This window comes from Nonomuraea sp. NPDC004186 (genome assembly GCF_053603495.1).
In genome coordinates this window covers 14,870-32,149 of record NZ_JBSGFQ010000133.1, presented here as the reverse complement: position 1 = coordinate 32,149, position 17,280 = coordinate 14,870, and the positions used below count along the sequence as shown (strand labels likewise).

Sequence of the window (17,280 nt, the reverse complement as noted above, 5' to 3'; positions counted from 1 at the left end):
TGCACCTCCGTTGGTCCTCTCCCCTCAAGGGACGCTCTTCCCACATTCGGCATGCCGACTCCGGAGGCAGGACCCGAGCGTCGGCCGGCGGTCACACGTCAAGGGTGACCGTGCACATCCATTGGTCCCCGCGCTGCTCGAAAGCCAGCCGGTGCAGGGTGACCGCCTTGGGAACCGCCCCGATCTGCGCCATCGTCTCGACCTCTGCCGTCGCCAGCAGCAGCCCGTCCTCCTCCGGCGTGGCGCGGATGGGAACCTGGCCGGTGGTGTCCATCCGGTAGATCACCTCATCGAGCGCGGCGACGAGCCGGTCCTCCGGGCGGCCCGGCGCGACGCACACGCGCTGCTCGGCGCACGCGACCCCACCTGCCGTGTCCAGGAAGCTGTCGCTCATGGCGACGACCGCCTCGGCGATGCACTCCATGGCCGTCGGCGCCCAGGCCTGGATGCGGGTGTCGGCCGTGTGCGGCAGCGTACGATGCCCGCGGGTCATCTCTCACCCCTTGACCACGCCCAGCGGCACCAGCCTGGCCACCTTGCGGCACAATCCCGCGCACTCGGCGGCGGTCACCACCTCGTCGACGTCCTTGTACGCGGCCGGGGTCTCCTCGGCCAGGCCTCGCCAGGTGGAGCCGCGCACGGCGATGCCGCGGGCCTCCAGCCGATCGCGCAGTTCACGGCCGCGGATGGAGCGCGCCGCCCGGTGACGGCTCTGGGTACGGCCCGCGCCGTGGCAGGTGGAATGGAACGCCTCGCCGCCGGGGACGCCGACCAGCACGTACGACGCCGTGCCCATGGTCCCGGGGATCAGCACCGGCTGCCCGACGGCCGCCAGGTCGGCGGGCAGATCTGGATGGCCGGGCGGCAGGGCGAGGGTGGCGCCCTTGCGGTGGACGCACAGCAGCCTGCCGTCGTGCTTCTCGATCTTGGCGAGATTGTGCGAGACGTCGTACACCAACTCCAGTTCCGCGCCTGTGACCTCGGCGAACGCGCGCCTCACCGCCTGGCCGAGCAGCTGACGGTTGGCCCGGCCATAGTTGGCGGCAGCGGCCATCGCCCCCAGGTACGCCCGGCCCTGGGGGGAGCCGACCGGCGCGCAGGCGAGCTGCCGATCCGGAACCTCGATGCCATATCGGGGCATGGCCACCTCCATCGCGCGGACGTGGTCGGTGCATATCTGGTGCCCGAGCCCGCGCGATCCGCAGTGGATCATCACGCACACCTGGCCGGCGCGCAGCCCGAAGGCGGCTGCCGCCTTCTCGTCGTAGACCTGGTCGACCGCCTGCACTTCCAGGAAGTGGTTGCCCGAGCCCAGGCTGCCCACCTGACCCTGGCCGCGTTCCATGGCCCGCGTGCTCACGTGAGAGGCATCGGCGTCGGCGACCGCTCCGCGGTCCTCGCAGCGCTCCAGATCGCGGGCGACGCCGTGGCCCTGCTCGACGGCGTAGCGGGCGCCGCCGTACAGGATGTTCTCGAGCCGGGTACGGCCGGGCGACTGCCAGACCGCGTCCCTGCTCGGGCCCCGCGGGATCGTGACGTCGAGGAGATCCATCAGCCGGTCGCGGCGCAGCCCTTCACTGTCCACGTCCGCGGCCAGCAGCCGCACCCCACAGGAGATGTCGAACCCGACCCCACCGGGCGAGACGACACCACCCGCTGCCACGTCGGTGGCCGCCACGCCGCCGATCGGGAAGCCGTACCCCCAGTGGAGATCGGGCATCCCGTACGAGGCGCCGACGATCTCCGGCAGGGTCGCCACGTTGATCACCTGCTGGAGCGCCTCGTCCTCAGGCAGCAGTGCGCGGGAGGTGAACACGATTCCGGGCACTCGCATGGCCCCATGCCTGTCGACACGGAATCGATGGGAGGTTTCCTCGACGAGCTCCATCCGGGCTCCTCATGAGGGTCTGGAGACAAAACCTGTCAGACCCGCGGAGCGAGTGACTCCCTCGCCCGCTTCGCGGGCAATGTCCATTCTCCCTCCCGCTGGCTGATCCCCTCAGGGGCGAAAGACCTTTAACCCCGGCCCGTTCGGCCTGATCTGGTCGGCGCAGACGGCTCGGTGCGGGCCATACCGGCGATTCTCGACGCAGACGCCCTGACGCCCCGCTCCTTCTCGAGCGAGCTGGGGCGGGACCGTTCAGCCTTGTGGCCGGCCGTGGCAGTGCCGGCCAGGTCCATGACGACTTCATCGCCGGCCCGGTGGACTCGGCGGACAAACTCCTCTAGCTCATCGGCAGTCGCCAGGTCGGGTTCCCCGCTGACCATGATGATGGTGACCCCTGCCAGGTACTGCCGCCCAAGGGCGATCCCCGCAAGCTGGGATTCGGCGCGGTCGGAGAGGGCGGCGTATGCGTGATCAATGCGGATGTCGTTCGATGGGCGGATGTGACGCATGAGGAGATGTCCGAAGTGGAGAAGCGCGAGCAGGCCGAGGTGTCGCGCCGTGCTCGCCGCTTTCGCGGCGATCGCGCACCGATCGACCTTGCGGGCCGTACGGTGATCGAGGTGACCTGCTTGGAGACGCCTTCCACTCTGCGGGCCACTGGCTCCTGGTGCACCGACTTCACCCAGAACACCGACGAGCAGGTGGTCGAACCGCTGCAGCGGGCCGCGAGGTCGATGAGCCGGTAGGCCTGGGCACGAGAGACCCGAAACTCGCGGCGGCGCACTCATCCCGAGATCCATATCCGCCTGCGGTGCGCACGCCGCGTCCGCTCAGCCAGGACCGTGACCGCCTGCCGTGCCTCGGCGAGCGGCTGCCCGACTCTAGAAAGGCTAACGGTGTTAGCCTATGCTGATCGACATCAGCTAACACCGTTAGCCATCGCGAAGGGGGACGTCATGAGCGTTGAGGCCATGCGGGGCCGGGGATGGGGCGCGTGGGTGCGCTGGGCGGGGTGGGTGCTGCTCGCCGGATTCCTCGGAGCGTTCGCCGTGTTCGAGTCGGCGAAGTACGGGCTGCCGACCACGGCGGCGGCGGTGGCGTTCTTCCTGCTGCCGGATCTGTCCGGCAAGGTCGCGGGCGGGCGGCGCTGGATCGTCGCGGTCGCGAACTCCGGCTGGATTCCGGTCGTGATCCTGGTCGGCTACTCCCTCTCACCGATCGCCTGGCCGCCGCTGTTCACCGCCGGGCTCGGCTGGGCGACGCGGCTCGTAGTCGGACGGGTGGTGCGGCGTGGTTGAGCGCCGCGAGCAGATCGTCGCGGCCGCGTTGGAGCTGCTGGAGGCCGACGGCCGCGAGGCGATGTCCATGCGGAGCATCGCCGAGCGCGTCGGCATCCGGGCGCCGTCGCTCTACAAGCACTTTCCCGACAAGGCGGCCGTCGAGCTGGAGCTGACCGTGATCGGGCTGACCGAGATGACCGAGGCGCTCGAGGCCGCCGAGCCCGGGCTGCTGCCCTGCGCACGCGCCTACCGGAGCTTCGCATTGGCGCGGCCGCACCTCTACCGGCTGACAACCACCAATCCGCTGCCGCGGCTGTTGCTGCCCGAAGGACTCGAGGAGCGGGCCGCCGGTCCCATCCTGCGCGCCATGCACGGCCGCGCGGATCTGGCCCGCGCGGTGTGGGCGTTCGCGCACGGGATGGTGATGCTCGAACTCGACGGCCGGTTTCCGCCCGGAGCCGACCTGGAACCCGCCTGGACCGCGGGTTGCACGACCTTCCAATGAGAGAATCGGTTCGATCGGGCAGTCGGCGCCCAGGAGGCCGGTGCGCTGGTGCGTCCCGGGCGTGCCACGCCGCCGCCGGATGAACGTTTCATCAGCTCGCCCGCCGTGACAGTGCGACCGCGCCCGGTCAGCTCTGATCGGCCCGCGTCGGCACGCGGCGGAAGAGAGCGGGCCCTTGACGGATCTTCTCGCGTCATGTTTGCTCCGCCACACCACCACCTCAGCAGGCCCGTGTGGAAGGAGCCCCGGATTGACCACAGTGATGTTAACGCTAACAACGGCATCGGAAGCCGCCGCCGGCATGCCGAAGGGGACGGCACCCGACCGTGCCCGCCGTGGGCCGGTTACGGCGACCACTCAGCACGATGCCAAGTCGCCGATCCTCACCGAAGGAGGTCCTCGTGTCCGCAACAGGCAGGCCGGAGCGCAAGGGCATTAGCGCAAAAATTGCTACTCGATTCGACCTGCCCCCTGACCGCCACGAGGGAGGGAGCATGCGTACGTGGGGACGATGGTGTGCCGCCGCGCTGATGGCCGTGGCCTTGGTGGTAGCGGGTACGGCGATGGGGGCGGGGGTAGCCGTCGCGGAGTCCAACGGCGGGGTGCGGGTCATGCCGCTGGGCGACTCGATCACCGAGGGCACGCAGGTGCCGGGCGGGTACCGGATCGGGTTATGGCAGCGCCTGGCCGCCGGCCGCTACACGGTCGACTTCGTCGGGTCGCAGTTCAACGGGCCGGGCAGCCTGGGTGACCACGATCACGAGGGCCATCCCGGGTGGCGGATCGACCAGATCGACGCGAACATCACCGGCTGGCTGCGTACGTACACACCGCGCACGGTGCTGCTGCACATCGGCACCAACGATGTCCTGCAGAACTACAACGTGGCCGGTGCCCCGCAGCGGCTGTCCACGCTGATCGACCACATCACCACAGCCGTGCCCGACGCGGACGTCTTCGTCGCCACCATCATCCCGCTGTCCAACTCCGGCCAGGAGTCCGCCGCCCGCACCTTCAATGCCGCGATCCCCGGCATCGTCCAGAGCAAGGTGAACAGCGGCAAACGTGTCCACCTGGTCGACATGCACAGCAAGTTGACCACCTCCGATCTGATCGACGGCATCCACCCCACCGCCAACGGCTACGACAAGATGGCCGCCGCCTGGTACGGCGCGCTTCAATCGGTATCGGGCAGCATCGGCCAGCCGGGGAGCGGCACCCCTGGTGCGGGCGCGATCAGGGGTGTGGGGTCGGGCAGGTGCCTTGATGTCTCCGGCGCCTCGCAGGCGAACGGCGCGCAGGCGCAGATCTGGGACTGCAACGGCCAGGCAAACCAGCAGTGGACGCCGACCGCGAGCGGTGAGCTGCGGGTCTACGGCGGCAAGTGTCTGGACGTCTACGGCGCCGGCACCGCCGACGGCGCCAACGTCATCATCTGGGACTGCAACGGCCAGACCAACCAGCAGTGGCGCTTCAACTCCGACGGCACCATCACCGCCGTGGGTGCGAACAAGTGCCTGGACGTGCCGAACTACTCCACCGCCAACGGCGTGAAGCTCCAGATCTGGTCCTGCGGCGGCGCCGCCAACCAGCGCTGGACCCGCTCTTGACGCATGACATCCCGGTGGATCGCCCGGAGATCTCCCCCGACACCCCGGCAGGTAGAGGAATCAGATGCGCAGAATCCTTGGCTTAGCAGTGGCGGCGGTACTCGCGGCCGGCTCCGTCGTCGCGATCGGCAGTGAGACGTCGCCGGCCGCCGCGCTGGACAACGGCCTGGCCCGCACGCCCCAGATGGGCTGGAACGACTGGAACAGCTTCGGCTGCAACGTCAACGACTCCCTGATCCGTCAGACGGCTGACGCCATGGTCTCCAGCGGCATGGCGGCGGCGGGCTACACCTACGTCAACATCGACGACTGCTGGTCCACCAAGAACCGCAACTCCAACGGCGACCTGGTGCCGGATCCGCAGAAGTTCCCCAACGGCATCAAGGCCGTGGCCGACTACGTCCACTCCAAGGGGCTCAAGCTCGGCATCTACTCCTCGGCCGGAACCACGACGTGCGCGGGGTACCCGGCCAGCCTGGGCAACGAGCGACGGGACGCGGCCCTGTGGGCGTCCTGGGGGATCGACTACCTGAAGTACGACAACTGCGGTGATCACCGGGGCCAGAACGGGCAGCAGCGGTACACGGCCATGCGGGACGCGCTGGCCGCCACCGGGCGTCCGATCGTGTACAGCCTGTGCAACTGGGGCCAGGAGAGCGTGTGGACCTGGGGGATGCCGGTAGGCAACTCCTGGCGCAACACCGGCGACATCGCGGCCAACTGGAACTCGATCACGGGCATCCTGGACCAGCAGGTCGGGCTCGACACGTACTCGGGTCCCGGCGGGTGGAACGACCCGGACATGCTGGAGGTGGGCGTCGGCGGGGTGACGGGGACCGAGGGCCGCGCGCACTTCAGCCTGTGGTCGCTGCTGAACGCGCCGCTCATCGCCGGAAACGACATCCGTACGATGAGCGCCGACACGCGTACGATCCTCACCAACACCGAGGTCATCGCGGTCAACCAGGACTGGGGCGGCAGACAGGGCCACAAGATCAGCGACAACGGCAACCTGGAGATCTGGCGCAAGCCGATGTCGAACGGCTCGGTCGCGGTCGTCCTGCTCAACCGGGGCACCTCGACCTCGACGGTCTCCACCACCGCCGCCGCCCTGGGGCTGGGGTCCGCGTCCTCCTACTCGGTGCGCGACCTGTGGGCGCACACGACGTCCTCCTCGTCCGGGACGATCAGCGCGTCGGTCCCCGGACACGGGGCGGCCATGTACGTCGTGACCGGAGGGGGCATCGTCACGCCCCCGCCCACCGGGACGATCAGGGGCGTGGGGTCGGGCAGGTGTCTTGATGTCTCGCAGGCGAACGGCGCGCAGGCGCAGATCTGGGACTGCAACGGCCAGGCGAGCCAGCAGTGGACGGCGACCGCGAGCGGCGAGCTGCGGGTCTACGGAGGCAAGTGTCTGGATGTGTACAACCGGGGCACCGCCGACGGCACCAACGTCATCATCTGGGACTGCAACGGCCAGGACAACCAGAAGTGGCGCTTCAACTCCGACGGCACCATCACCGCCGTCGGGGCGAACAAGTGCCTGGACGTGCCGAACAACGCCACCGCCAACGGCACCAAGCTGACCATCTGGTCGTGCAACGGCGGCGCCAACCAACGCTGGACCCGCGCCTGAGCCTCACGAAGGCGCCCAGGCCAGGCACCGTCCACTCTGTCGACCGACGGCCCTGCGCCGCGACCTACCGCACCACCGACCTGTGGTCCGGCGGCTACCAGGGCGAGGGCCACGGTGATGGCTGTGGCCTGTGCGCGACGACGCCATGAACGGCCGCGTTGGGTGCACCGCTGTGGTGGTGCGCCCAACGCGTCTTGTCCGCCCGGAAGCTCAGCGCCACCATGACCGGCGCGTGGCAAGGGGGCGGAGAGGACGGCGGTCGATCGTGCGTGATCAGGAATCGCTCTCTTGGCCGCCGTAAGCGCTCAGCAGCCGGTCGTACTCCGCCCGGGTGAGGGGGAGCACCGAGCCGTGCTTGGCTCCAGGGGGCAGTTGGCAGCTCGTCGAGGGCATCCATTTTCCGGAGTCGAGATCGGTGGTCTCGAACGGGACGTAGTTGCGCCCTCCGAATTCGTCGATGAACATGTACCACCTCTCTTCGGTGTTCGACTTGAACACGGCCGGTCCTTCGCCACGGTCGATCTCCCCGTCGCCGATGCGGTCGGCCACGAAGTCATAAGTGGTGGAGGTCAGTTCTCGGGACTTCTCGGCGGTGATGAGCTTGGCGCTGGGCGCGGAAGGCGTCTGGTCCCGCTCGTCCTTGGTGTAACGGTAGTAGACGCCGTTGTGCTTGATCACGGCCGAGTCGATGACCGCATGCCCTGGATCGTGCCAGATCCTGGGTTCGCTGAACTCGCGGAAGTCGGTGGTGGTGGCGTACAGCATCCGGTTGTGTGTCGTTCCGGTGTGATCCGGGTCGTCCTGGGCGTAGAGCTTCGAGGCCCAGAAGACGACGTACTTGCCGAGTTCTTCGGCGTAGCACGCCTTCGGTGCCCAGGTGTTGCCCGCGGTGTCGCCGGACACCTTGACGAGGCGCTGACCGGTCCAGTTGACCAGGTCCGTGGAATCCCAGACCACGATCGACTTGCTGCCGGTGCGCTCGGCTCTGTCCCAAGTGAGCTGTACCGGGTCCTCGTCGCCGCCGGACGTCAGCAGATCCGTGGCGATCAGGTGGAACCTGTCGCCCTCAGGGGAGCGGATCAGGAAAGGGTCGCGCACTCCCTTGGTGCCGAGGTCGGAGGTCAGGATCGGCTTTCCGGCGTTCAGTTCCCGGTAGTGCAACGGATCGTTGCCGAGGCTGAGCGCCATCCGGATCCGTTCGTCGTCGGCGGCGGGGCTCCCGACGAAGTAGACGAGCAGGTAGCCGGCGTAGACCGGTTTCGGCTGAGGCACAAATGCTCCTGAGCAGAGGGAAAGGACGGGTGCGCAGGGACGTGCCCGCCGGCAGGGCGACCGTGATCCGTGCATTGTCCGATGGTGAGGGAGATGTCCCGGGCCTGCGGTGTCCAGCGTGGGGGCCGACATGTGGGGATGCGGTGAGGTGCTCGCTCGTGTCGCCCGGGGTGTTCTCCAGGGAGAACGAGTCTGCGCCGCCGGTCGACCGCGACGAGCCCGTCCGGCTCGATCTGCCCCCATGGCCTGAAGCGTGTTGGAGGAGGCTGTGATCAGGGGTGGTCAGCGACCATGGACTCTCACCTCCTTGACCTCGGCCGGAGCCCCTGGGAACACGAGCTTCACCGCGTGCAGCGCGCGGCCTCGCAGGTCGAACGACATCCGCCGCTCGGTGGTGCCGGTGGCCACCTCCTCGGCGGCCTGTCCGCCGGAGACCTCCAGCCGGTACGGCACGGCGTCCGGCTCGCCGAGGAGCACCGTGACGGTGTCCACTCGCCACAGGCCCTCGAGGTCGACGCGGATCCAGGCGCCCGGCTGGTTCGTGGCGCTGATCCAGCCCTCGCCGGTGGAGTAGTCCGTGATCAGGTGCGCCGGACGGTCGGGCAGTGAGCCGCTGCTGAAGACGGGCCGTTTGGCCGACAGCAGGCGCGGGGCGCCGGAGGAGGGCACGAACGAGCGCGAGGGCGGGCCGGGGGCCAGACGGCGAGACTGGCCACGCCATTGTTCCCCGCCGACGGCCTCGATGGTCAGCTCCGCCGGGGCCAGCCCGTCCGCGACGGCCCGCAGCGTGTTGGGGCCGGCGAAGTAGGAGCGGAACTCGATCGCGCCGATCCCGTCGAGCAGGCCGCGGTTTTCGGGGGACAGCGTGATCGAGGTTCCGGTGGGGAAGACGCCGCCGCCGCCCTCGACGACCTCGATGCGCACAGGGCGTTCGTCCGCGACCACGTGGCCTGACGCGTCGAGGAGTTCCACCATGATCTGGGCGTCGTCGGTGCCGTCGGTGGCGATCGTCATGCGGTCCGCGCTCAGCCGCAGGGCGGTCGCGGTGCCGGGGAGCGGCCACGGGGGCGGTTCGACGCCCCGAAGCTCGCGACGGTACCAGTACCAGGACCGCAGCGGGAGGCGGAAGTAGTCGATGAAGCCCATGCGGGCCATGTCGGCCACGATGCTGCCGTGATGCATGCCGCACCAGAGCACGATGCCCGACCGCCAGGGGTGCGGGGTTTCGACGCCGTGGGCGTACCGCGGGCCGTAGGCGCCGGGGCGGTCCTCGACGAGGCTGCCGTACTCGGAGACCAGATTGGGCCACGGCGGCTTGTGGTAGAGCGATGCCCCGTCGCCGTTGTAGCCGGCCACATCCCCGAGTTCGTCGAAGCCACGGCGCTGGGCGCCGCCCACCGCGGCCGGCCGGGTGGGGTCGAGCTCGTGCACCAGGTCGACCAGGCGACGGGTCAGGTCCTTGGCCTGCGGGATCACCTCGTCGTCGCTGAAGAACACCTCGTTGCCGGTGCTCCACGCGATGATGCTGGGGTGGTTGCGGTTGACGCGGATCATCTCCGTCATCGCTCGCAGGCAGCTGTCCTCGAATTCCGCGCGGTCGGCCTCGTGCGGTGGGTAGGCGCTGGCGGTCCAGAACCCTTCGGCGCTCTCCCCGCCGATGCCCCAGAAGCACAGCTCCGACCAGAACAGCATGCCCTGGCGGTCGCACTCGGCGGCGAACTGCTCGTGGTGGGGGTAGTGCGAGCCGCGGATGAAGTTCATGCCGCTCTCGCGGATGAGCGCCACATCGCGGCGGATGCCGCTGTGGGTCGCCGCGTCGCACCACCCGGCACGGTCCTGGTGCACGTTGGCGCCGTGGATCGGCAGGTGCTCGCCGTTCAGGAAGAAGCCCTGGTCGGCGGTGAACTCGACGGTGCGCACCCCGAAGGTGGTGACGGCCTCGTCCAGGCAGCGCTCATCCTGGGTCAGGCGCTGCTCCAGCGTGTAGAGGTGCGGCGTGTCGGGATGCCACAGTCGCGCCTGAGGCAGGGTGAACTCCTGGCGGCACGTGCTCGTGGCTCCGGCCGGCACCGACACGCTCTGGCTCAACCGCAGGACCGGCTCCCCGGCCAGGCAAATCTCGGCGGTCAGGTCGCCCTCGAAGTCCGCGTCGCCGTCGTTGACCAGCTCGGTGGCCACCTCGATGACGGCGTTGCCGTCCAGCAACTGTCGAGTGGTGACGAACGTGCCGTACCAGGCGATGCGGGTGCGCTCGGCCACGATCAGCGCGACGTCGCGGTAGATGCCGCCGTTGAACGTGTGCTCTCCGGCGCGGGGCGCCAGCCGCGGATTCCATTCGTTGCTGACCCGTACGGCGAGCTGGTTGGCCCCGGCGCGTACGGCGTTGGAGATGTCGATCGCGAAGGCCGTGTAGCCGCCGAGGTGCCGGCCCACCTGCCTCCCGTTGACGTACACCTCGGCATCCTGGAACACGCCCTGGAACTCCAGCGCGAGATACTTGCCGAGATCCTCGGGACGTATGTCGAGGACCCGCCGGTAGACGCCGCGGCCGACGTAGAAGCCGGTCTCCATGAAATACGGGATGCCGAAGGAGTGCGGCAGGCCGACGTCGTAGAGGTCTCCGTCGTCGAAGTCCTCGTCGACCGCGCCGGCGGGGTCGCCGTAGGCGAACTTCCACGCCCGGTTGATGAGCTCTCTACGACGGGTCATGACGCGTCCGTCCCGGTCTTGACGGCGGTCAGGCGCACCTGCGGGAAAACCCGATGCGCGCGACGGACTGTGCTGTAGGGCAAGGGCACGATGAACAGCTCTCCAAGGGGGAATCATGGTGACCGTGAACGTTCACGGCCACCGTGCGAAACCTCACCGTAAAGAGCGGGTGCTTATGTGTCAATGAGCGTGCGTCAAGCGGATTCGCGCCACAGCATGCGTGGGCGCACCGTACGCCGCATGGACGGCAGCTCGGCGAAGTCGGCGGTGGCGAGCGCGTCGGCGATGTCCAGTGCGTTGCTCACCAGCGCGTGGCGATCGATGGACATCGTCGTCAACGTCGGATGCACGGCCTCGCCCAGGGTGAGACCGTCGATGCCGCAGATCCGCACCTGACCGGGGACGTCGATGCCGAGGGCGTGCGAGGCCTGCACCGCGCCGATCGCCATGAGGTCGTTGAAGACCAGCACCGCGTCCATCTCCGGATGAGCGCCGACGAGTTCGGCGAACGCCTGTCCGCCACCGGCCATCGACTCCTCGCCGATGACGACCATGTCCGCCGATTCGGCCCCGGCGAACTCCTCGAAGTACCCGCGCCGCGGGGAAGGCAGGTAGGTGGGGGAGAAGCGCAGCGAGTAGGCGGAATCGATCATGCCGATGCGCCGCGCGCCCTTGCCGCGCAGGGACTCGATCGCTTCACGCACGCCGTCGCGGATGTCGACCTCGACGGAGTGCATGCCGGGCAGGCTGCCGGTCCGCTCCAGCATCACGAGCGGGATGCCGCGGCTGGTCTTGAGGAGATCGTCGTCGTCCTGGGCGAAGTGCCCGACGAACAGGTCCACCTGGCCGGACAGCATGTCGAGCGCGCTCGCCTCGTCCTCCGTCTCCGTCGAGGCCATCACCACGTGCCAGCCGCGCTCGGCCGCGGTGTTGAGCAGGTCGCCGGCGATCTCGGTGAAGTACGGGTTACGGAAGGAGGCCACCAGATACCCCATCGCGCGGGTCTTCTTCCGCACGACCAGGTTGCGGGCGAACCGGCTCGGCCGGTATCCGAGCCGCTGGCAGGCTTCCAGCACGCGCTGCTTGGTCTGTTCGTTGATCTCTCCCATGTCGTTGATGGCCCGGGTCACGGTCTGCCGGGAGACCCCGGCGGCCTGGGCCACGTCGTTGATCGTCACGCGTTTCGCCATCGCCGTCCTAGGTTCGGTGCCTGGATCGATCGTACTGACGGAACAGGGCCACAAGCCGTCGTCGCTCGCGACAACCTGCGGAATCCGCCCGAATCCCGACTATTGACAGCCAAACCACCGATGTTTAGGTTGTGTTTCACGCCAGTGTCGTGAACGTTCACGGTACCTGCCTCGTGAACCTTCACGGCACCGGCCCCGCCCCTGCAACCTGTGCCACGGCAGCCCCAGCGCTCCCCCCACCCGAAGGGGTGGTTCACCAGGTAGCGGGCGAGCGTGCGGATCCCATCCATCATCTTTCATGGGCCGGTGGAACATTGTCCTTCAGCGAAGCAGACCGTAACGTCTCATCCTTCGAGCCAGGCGCAGGCCGACTGAAGCCCCGCGCCGGCTCGGCCAGCAGTGCCCGCTCCATCCCCCTGGACGGTTATTGGACATTTCACCTGGCTCCCCGTCTTCGGGAAATGAGCGACGGCTTCGAGAGTCCTGACTTCGACGATTCCGCCTGGGCCACGCTGCGGGTGCCCGGGTCGTGGCAGATGGAAGGCCTCCGCGGTCCCGACGGCACCCTGCGGGAGCGCGGGCAGGCGCAATGGGGAAGACCCGCGTACACCAATGTGATCTACCCGTTCCCGATCGACCCGCCTCACCCGCCGGACGCCAACCCGACGGGGGAGTACCGCCGGGCCTTCGAGGTGGACAGGCCTGGAGCCGCGAGCTGGGTGTTGCGGTTCGAAGGCGTGGACTCCCACTTCACCGTGTGGCTCAACGGAGTGGAGCTCGGCTGGGGCACCGGCAGCAGGCTGCCGACCGAGTTCGACGTGACGCACGCCCTGCGGGAGGGGCCGAACGTCCTGGCCGTCCGGGTGCACCAGTGGTCGGCGGCGAGTTACCTGGAAGACCAGGACATGTGGTGGATCTCGGGGGTCTTCCGCTCGGTCTCCCTCCTGGAACGTCCAGTGGGTGCGATCGGCGACCACTTCGTCCAAGCCGACTTCGATCACGAGGCAGGAGAAGGCATCCTCCGCGTCGAGACCGACGTCCCGGCCGTCGTCGACATCCCGGAGCTGGGCGTCACCGGCCTGCCGGCGGGCGAGAGCCTCCGCATACCCGGCGTCGGCCCATGGAGCGCCGAGACCCCGAGGTTGTACGCCGGAGTGCTCAGAAGCGAGGGGGAGTCCATCGAGCTCCGGATCGGGTTCCGGACCGTTCGGGTCGTGGACGGGCTCATCACCGTCAACGGGTCGCCGGTGCGCTTCCGCGGCGTCAACCGGCACGAGTGGCATCCGGAGACGGGCCGCACGCTCGACCCGGAGACGATGCTGGCCGATGTCCTGCTGATGAAGCAGCACAACATCAACGCGGTGCGGACCAGCCACTACCCGCCGGACAGCCGCTTCCTCGACCTGTGTGACGAGTACGGCCTGTGGGTCATCGATGAATGCGATCTCGAGACCCATGGCTTCGTCCAGGTCGGCTGGGATCGCAACCCTTCCGCGGACCCGCGGTGGAGACCCGCCTACCTGGATCGGGTCGAGCGCATGGTCGAGCGCGACAAGAACCATCCGTCCGTGATCATGTGGTCGATGGGTAACGAGTGCGGCGTCGGCGACAACCTGCGGGCGATGGCCGAATGGGCCCGCAGCCGCGACAGCACCCGGCTGATTCACTACGAGGGCGACTACGACAGCTCTTACGTCGACGTCTACAGCCGGATGTACGTGGACATCGGCGAACTGGAGCTCATCGGCAAGGGCGCCGACGAGCGCACGGTGGATGCCCAAGCGGACGCCCATCGTCGCGCGCTTCCGGTCATCCTCTGCGAGTACGCCCACGCGATGGGCAACGGCCCGGGCGGCCTGGCGGAGTACGAGGAGCTGTTCGACCGGTACTCGCGGCTGCACGGTGGATTCGTCTGGGAGTGGATCGACCACGGCATCCTGCAGCGCGCGACCGAGGGCCCCAACGCCGGGCAACTGTTCTACGCCTACGGGGGCGACTTCGGGGAGGTCGTGCACGACCGCAACTTCATCGCCGACGGCCTCGTCTTCCCTGATCGAACTCCGTCTCCCGGGCTGCTGGAGTACAAGGCGGCGATCGCGCCGGTGGTCCTGTCCATCGACAACGACAGCACGCTGACCGTCCGGAGCAGGTTCGACCACATCGACACCTCCGGCCTGGTCTTCGCCTGGCTGCTCGAAGAGGGCGGCGCCGAGCTGGGCGGCGGCACCGTCGAGGTCCCCCCTGTCCCTCCGCGCGGCACTGCCCGGGTCCGGCTCGACGACACCATCGCCGAGCTGGCCCGCGATGCCGCGGGCGAGATCGTCCTCACCGTGCATGCGTCGCGGGCCAAGGAACGTGACGGCGTGCCCGCCGGCCACGAGATCGCCTTCACTCAGCGGATCCTGGCCGAGGCCCGGCAGCAGGAGACCGGCTCCACTGAGGGCCTTCCGGTCGTGGTGTCCCAAGGCGGCTATCGACTCGGCGACGCCGAGTTCGACTCCGACGGGCGGCTCGTCATGCTGGGTGAGCTGCCGGTGCTCGGCCCTCGGCTGGATCTCTGGCGTGCGCCCACCGACAACGACCTGGCCTGGCTGGGACAGGCGAAAGCCTGGCGTGATCTCGGCCTGGACCGGCTCGAACACCGTACCGCCCGGGTGCAGCCAGGGGATGGCGAACTTGTCGTCGAGACGGTGAGCATGGCCGCTGGACGGGAGGCCGGGATGCGGACCCAGATGATCTGGTCCGCGAGTCCCGAGGGCGACCTCCAGCTGCGCCTCCATGTGAGCCCGGTCGGCCGGTTCGACACCGGGCTCGCCGCTCTCATCCACGACTCCGGCCGGGTGAAGCGGGGCACCGTACCGCGACTGGGCATCCGCATGGGGCTACCCGGTGGTGAGGCGACGCTGGAGTGGTACGGCCTCGGCCCGGGCGAGAACTACCGCGACAGCCGGATGGCGGCCCGGCTCGGCCGTCACCGGGCCACGGTTGCCGAGCTGCAGACCCCTTACGTCCACCCGCAGGAGAACGGCAACCGCGGGGCCGTACGTTCCGCGGAGATCTCCTGGCAGACCGGTGAACGAGTGAGCATCACCGCACCGTCCGGCGTCGACGTGAGCTTGCGGCCCTGGACCAGCGAGGCCCTGGACGCGGCGCGGCACACCACCGATTTGGTCCCGGACGGCAAGCTCTGGCTCAACCTCGACATCGCCCACTACGGGCTCGGCTCGGCCTCCTGCGGCCCCGACGCATGGCCGGCCCACCGGCTGTACCCCCATACCTGCTCACTCCTGGTCCGCCTCGCCCAGGTGCGGTGACGCGGCCATGAAGTGGAGTGCCGCCAGGCGGAGTTTCCGGCGCTATTGGCAGCTCTACCTGCTGATCGTCGTGCCGCTGGCCTACTTCGTGATCTTCAAGTACATCCCGATGACGAACGCGGTCATCGCGTTCAAGGACTACAGCGTCGTCGACGGGATCTGGGGCAGCGAGTGGGTCGGCCTCAAGCACTTCTCGGCGTTCTTCGCCAACCCCGTCTTCTGGAAGCTGGTCGAGAACACCTTCCTGCTGTCGGTGTACTTCCTGCTGGCCGGCTTCCCCATCCCGATCATCCTGGCCCTCGCGCTGAACGAGGTGCGGCTGCGTGCCTTCAAACGCACGGTCCAGCTGGTCACGTACGCGCCCTACTTCATCTCCACCGTGGTCGTCGTCTCCATGGTGATCCTGATCCTGTCGCCACGGATCGGGCTCATGGACAGAGCCTTCGGCTTCTTCGGCGTGGACGCGCCCGACCTCCTGGGTGACGCGGACTACTTCCGCCACATCTACGTGTGGAGCGATATCTGGCAGACGGCGGGCTATTCGGCCGTCGTCTACATGGCCGCGCTGTCGGGCATCGACCCCAGCCTGTACGAGGCCGCAAGAGTGGACGGAGCGACGCGCCTGCAGAAGATCGTCCATGTCGACATCCCGGGCCTCATGCCGACGGCGATCATCATCCTGATCCTGGGCGTGGGCAACATCATGGCGGTCGGGTTCGAGAAGGCGTTCCTCCTGCAGAACCCGCTCAACCTCGGCAACTCAGAGATCATCGCCACTTACGTCTACAAGGTCGGCCTGCTGAACGCCGACTTCAGCCAGGCCACCGCGGTAGGCCTGTTCAACTCGTTGATCAACCTGGCGCTTCTCATCGGGGTCAACTTCATCGCCAAGCGTGTTTCCGGGAGTGGTCTGTGGTGACCGGCACAATGACGCGGACCGCGGAGAAGAGGCGCCTGCGCCCTGGCCGGGTCAGGGACTCCGGTGTCGACCGCCTCTTCATGGCGTGCGTCTACCTGCTGCTCATCACGTTCCTCGCGGTCGTCCTCCTCCCCTTGATCTACATCCTGGCCAGCTCCTTCAGCAGCCCCAACGCCGTCTCGTCCGGACGGGTGTGGTTGTGGCCGGTCGATTTCTCGATCCGGGGCTACGAGGTGGCGCTGAGCAATCCGCAGATCGTGACGGGCTTCGCCAACTCGCTCTTCTACACCGTCGTGGGCACGGTCGTCAGCGTCGTGCTCACGATCGCCATCGCCTATCCGCTCTCCCGCAAGGATTTCTACGGACGCAACGTCATCACCGCGTTCATCGTCTTCACGATGATCTTCGCGGGCGGGCTCATCCCCACCTACCTGGTCGTACAGAAACTCGGCCTGCTCGACACCCGCTGGGCGCTGATCGTGCCGGGGGCGATCGGCGTCTGGCAGGTCATCATCGCCCGCGCCTACCTGCGCAACAGCATTCCCGACTCGCTCTACGAGGCCGCCGAGATCGATGGTGCGAGCAGCCTGCGCGTGCTCTGGTCGGTGGTGCTGCCGCTGGCCAAGCCCATGATCGCGGTAGTCGCCCTGATGTACGCGATCGGGCAGTGGAACGCGTACTTCGACGCGCTGCTCTACCTCAAGAGCGACGACCTCTACCCGCTCCAGCTCGTACTCCGCAACGTGATCATCCTCAACACCCAGGCCGGCGGCCAGATGGACGCCGCCATCATGATGCAGCGGCAGCAGCTCGCCGACCTGCTCAAATACTCCCTGATCGTCATCTCCACGGTTCCCGTGCTGCTGATCTACCCGTTCGTCGCCCGCTATTTCACCAAGGGAATCATGATCGGCGCGATCAAGGGCTAGTCCGGCGGCCGTCCTTCACCCCCCGAAA

At 68.2% G+C, this 17,280-nt stretch carries 13 protein-coding genes; 8 read left to right on the top strand and 5 right to left on the bottom strand.

What is annotated here, in order from left to right; all coding sequences use genetic code 11:
* Positions 1-91 precede the first annotated feature (91 nt).
* Positions 92-493: an archease gene (locus ACWEPL_RS55665; RefSeq protein ID WP_452441376.1), complete on the bottom strand. Its 402-nt coding sequence runs from the start codon at positions 491-493 to the stop codon at positions 92-94.
* A gap of 3 nt (positions 494-496) precedes the next feature.
* Positions 497-1,834: an RtcB family protein gene (locus ACWEPL_RS55660; protein WP_452441375.1), complete on the bottom strand. Its 1,338-nt coding sequence runs from the start codon at positions 1,832-1,834 to the stop codon at positions 497-499.
* Positions 1,835-2,355: 521 nt separating this feature from the next.
* Here ACWEPL_RS55660 and ACWEPL_RS55655 point away from each other — a divergent pair.
* The 5 genes from ACWEPL_RS55655 to ACWEPL_RS55635 all read left to right on the top strand — a co-directional run bounded on the left by ACWEPL_RS55655 (position 2,356) and on the right by ACWEPL_RS55635 (position 6,919).
* Positions 2,356-2,634: a hypothetical protein gene (locus tag ACWEPL_RS55655; protein ID WP_452441374.1), complete on the top strand. Its 279-nt coding sequence runs from the start codon at positions 2,356-2,358 to the stop codon at positions 2,632-2,634.
* A gap of 210 nt (positions 2,635-2,844) precedes the next feature.
* Positions 2,845-3,186: a hypothetical protein gene (locus ACWEPL_RS55650; RefSeq protein WP_363982983.1), complete on the top strand. Its 342-nt coding sequence runs from the start codon at positions 2,845-2,847 to the stop codon at positions 3,184-3,186.
* Positions 3,179-3,673 (top strand): TetR/AcrR family transcriptional regulator, encoded by a 495-nt coding sequence (locus ACWEPL_RS55645; protein WP_363982980.1) that lies wholly within the window; start codon positions 3,179-3,181, stop codon positions 3,671-3,673. The genes ACWEPL_RS55650 and ACWEPL_RS55645 overlap by 8 nt, the downstream gene beginning before the upstream one ends.
* A 494-nt stretch (positions 3,674-4,167) precedes the next feature.
* Entirely contained in the window at positions 4,168-5,283 is a 1,116-nt protein-coding gene (locus ACWEPL_RS55640; RefSeq protein WP_452441373.1) for a lectin, read from the top strand.
* Positions 5,284-5,371: 88 nt separating this feature from the next.
* Complete coding sequence (locus ACWEPL_RS55635) at positions 5,372-6,919, top strand: lectin (protein WP_452441372.1); 1,548 nt, start codon at positions 5,372-5,374, stop codon at positions 6,917-6,919.
* A gap of 273 nt (positions 6,920-7,192) precedes the next feature.
* On the opposite strand, the gene ACWEPL_RS55630 is transcribed toward ACWEPL_RS55635, so the two are convergent.
* The 3 genes from ACWEPL_RS55630 to ACWEPL_RS55620 all read right to left on the bottom strand — a co-directional run bounded on the left by ACWEPL_RS55630 (position 7,193) and on the right by ACWEPL_RS55620 (position 12,090).
* Positions 7,193-8,191, bottom strand: a complete 999-nt coding sequence (locus tag ACWEPL_RS55630) for a glycoside hydrolase family 43 protein (protein WP_452441371.1) — start codon at positions 8,189-8,191, stop codon at positions 7,193-7,195.
* Between the two features lie 282 nt (positions 8,192-8,473).
* The gene (locus tag ACWEPL_RS55625) at positions 8,474-10,900 is read right to left on the bottom strand and encodes a glycoside hydrolase family 2 TIM barrel-domain containing protein (RefSeq protein ID WP_452441370.1); all 2,427 of its coding nucleotides are present in this window, start codon (positions 10,898-10,900) and stop codon (positions 8,474-8,476) included.
* 194 nt (positions 10,901-11,094) lie between these two features.
* Positions 11,095-12,090: a LacI family DNA-binding transcriptional regulator gene (locus tag ACWEPL_RS55620; protein WP_452441369.1), complete on the bottom strand. Its 996-nt coding sequence runs from the start codon at positions 12,088-12,090 to the stop codon at positions 11,095-11,097.
* A 314-nt stretch (positions 12,091-12,404) separates the two neighbouring features.
* Here ACWEPL_RS55620 and ACWEPL_RS55615 point away from each other — a divergent pair, with 314 nt between their 5' ends.
* The 3 genes from ACWEPL_RS55615 to ACWEPL_RS55605 are packed head-to-tail and all read left to right on the top strand — an operon-like array spanning position 12,405 to position 17,252.
* Positions 12,405-15,404 carry a glycoside hydrolase family 2 TIM barrel-domain containing protein gene (locus ACWEPL_RS55615; RefSeq protein WP_452441368.1) on the top strand — a complete coding sequence of 1,000 codons (3,000 nt, stop codon included), beginning with the start codon at positions 12,405-12,407 and terminating at the stop codon, positions 15,402-15,404.
* Positions 15,405-15,411: 7 nt separating this feature from the next.
* Positions 15,412-16,323, top strand: a complete 912-nt coding sequence (locus ACWEPL_RS55610) for an ABC transporter permease (RefSeq protein ID WP_363982959.1) — start codon at positions 15,412-15,414, stop codon at positions 16,321-16,323.
* An 8-nt stretch (positions 16,324-16,331) separates the two neighbouring features.
* Entirely contained in the window at positions 16,332-17,252 is a 921-nt protein-coding gene (locus ACWEPL_RS55605) for a carbohydrate ABC transporter permease (RefSeq protein WP_363982956.1), read from the top strand.
* Positions 17,253-17,280: the final 28 nt, after the last annotated feature.

Coding starts and splice junctions, on each gene's coding strand:
- ACWEPL_RS55610 (WP_363982959.1), top strand. CDS start 15,412: ATGAAGTGGAGTGCCGCCAGGCGGAGTTTCCGGCGCTATTGGCAGCTC.
- ACWEPL_RS55665 (WP_452441376.1), bottom strand. CDS start 493: ATGACCCGCGGGCATCGTACGCTGCCGCACACGGCCGACACCCGCATC.
- ACWEPL_RS55660 (WP_452441375.1), bottom strand. CDS start 1,834: ATGCGAGTGCCCGGAATCGTGTTCACCTCCCGCGCACTGCTGCCTGAG.
- ACWEPL_RS55640 (WP_452441373.1), top strand. CDS start 4,168: ATGCGTACGTGGGGACGATGGTGTGCCGCCGCGCTGATGGCCGTGGCC.
- ACWEPL_RS55650 (WP_363982983.1), top strand. CDS start 2,845: ATGAGCGTTGAGGCCATGCGGGGCCGGGGATGGGGCGCGTGGGTGCGC.
- ACWEPL_RS55620 (WP_452441369.1), bottom strand. CDS start 12,090: ATGGCGAAACGCGTGACGATCAACGACGTGGCCCAGGCCGCCGGGGTC.
- ACWEPL_RS55625 (WP_452441370.1), bottom strand. CDS start 10,900: ATGACCCGTCGTAGAGAGCTCATCAACCGGGCGTGGAAGTTCGCCTAC.
- ACWEPL_RS55605 (WP_363982956.1), top strand. CDS start 16,332: ATGACGCGGACCGCGGAGAAGAGGCGCCTGCGCCCTGGCCGGGTCAGG.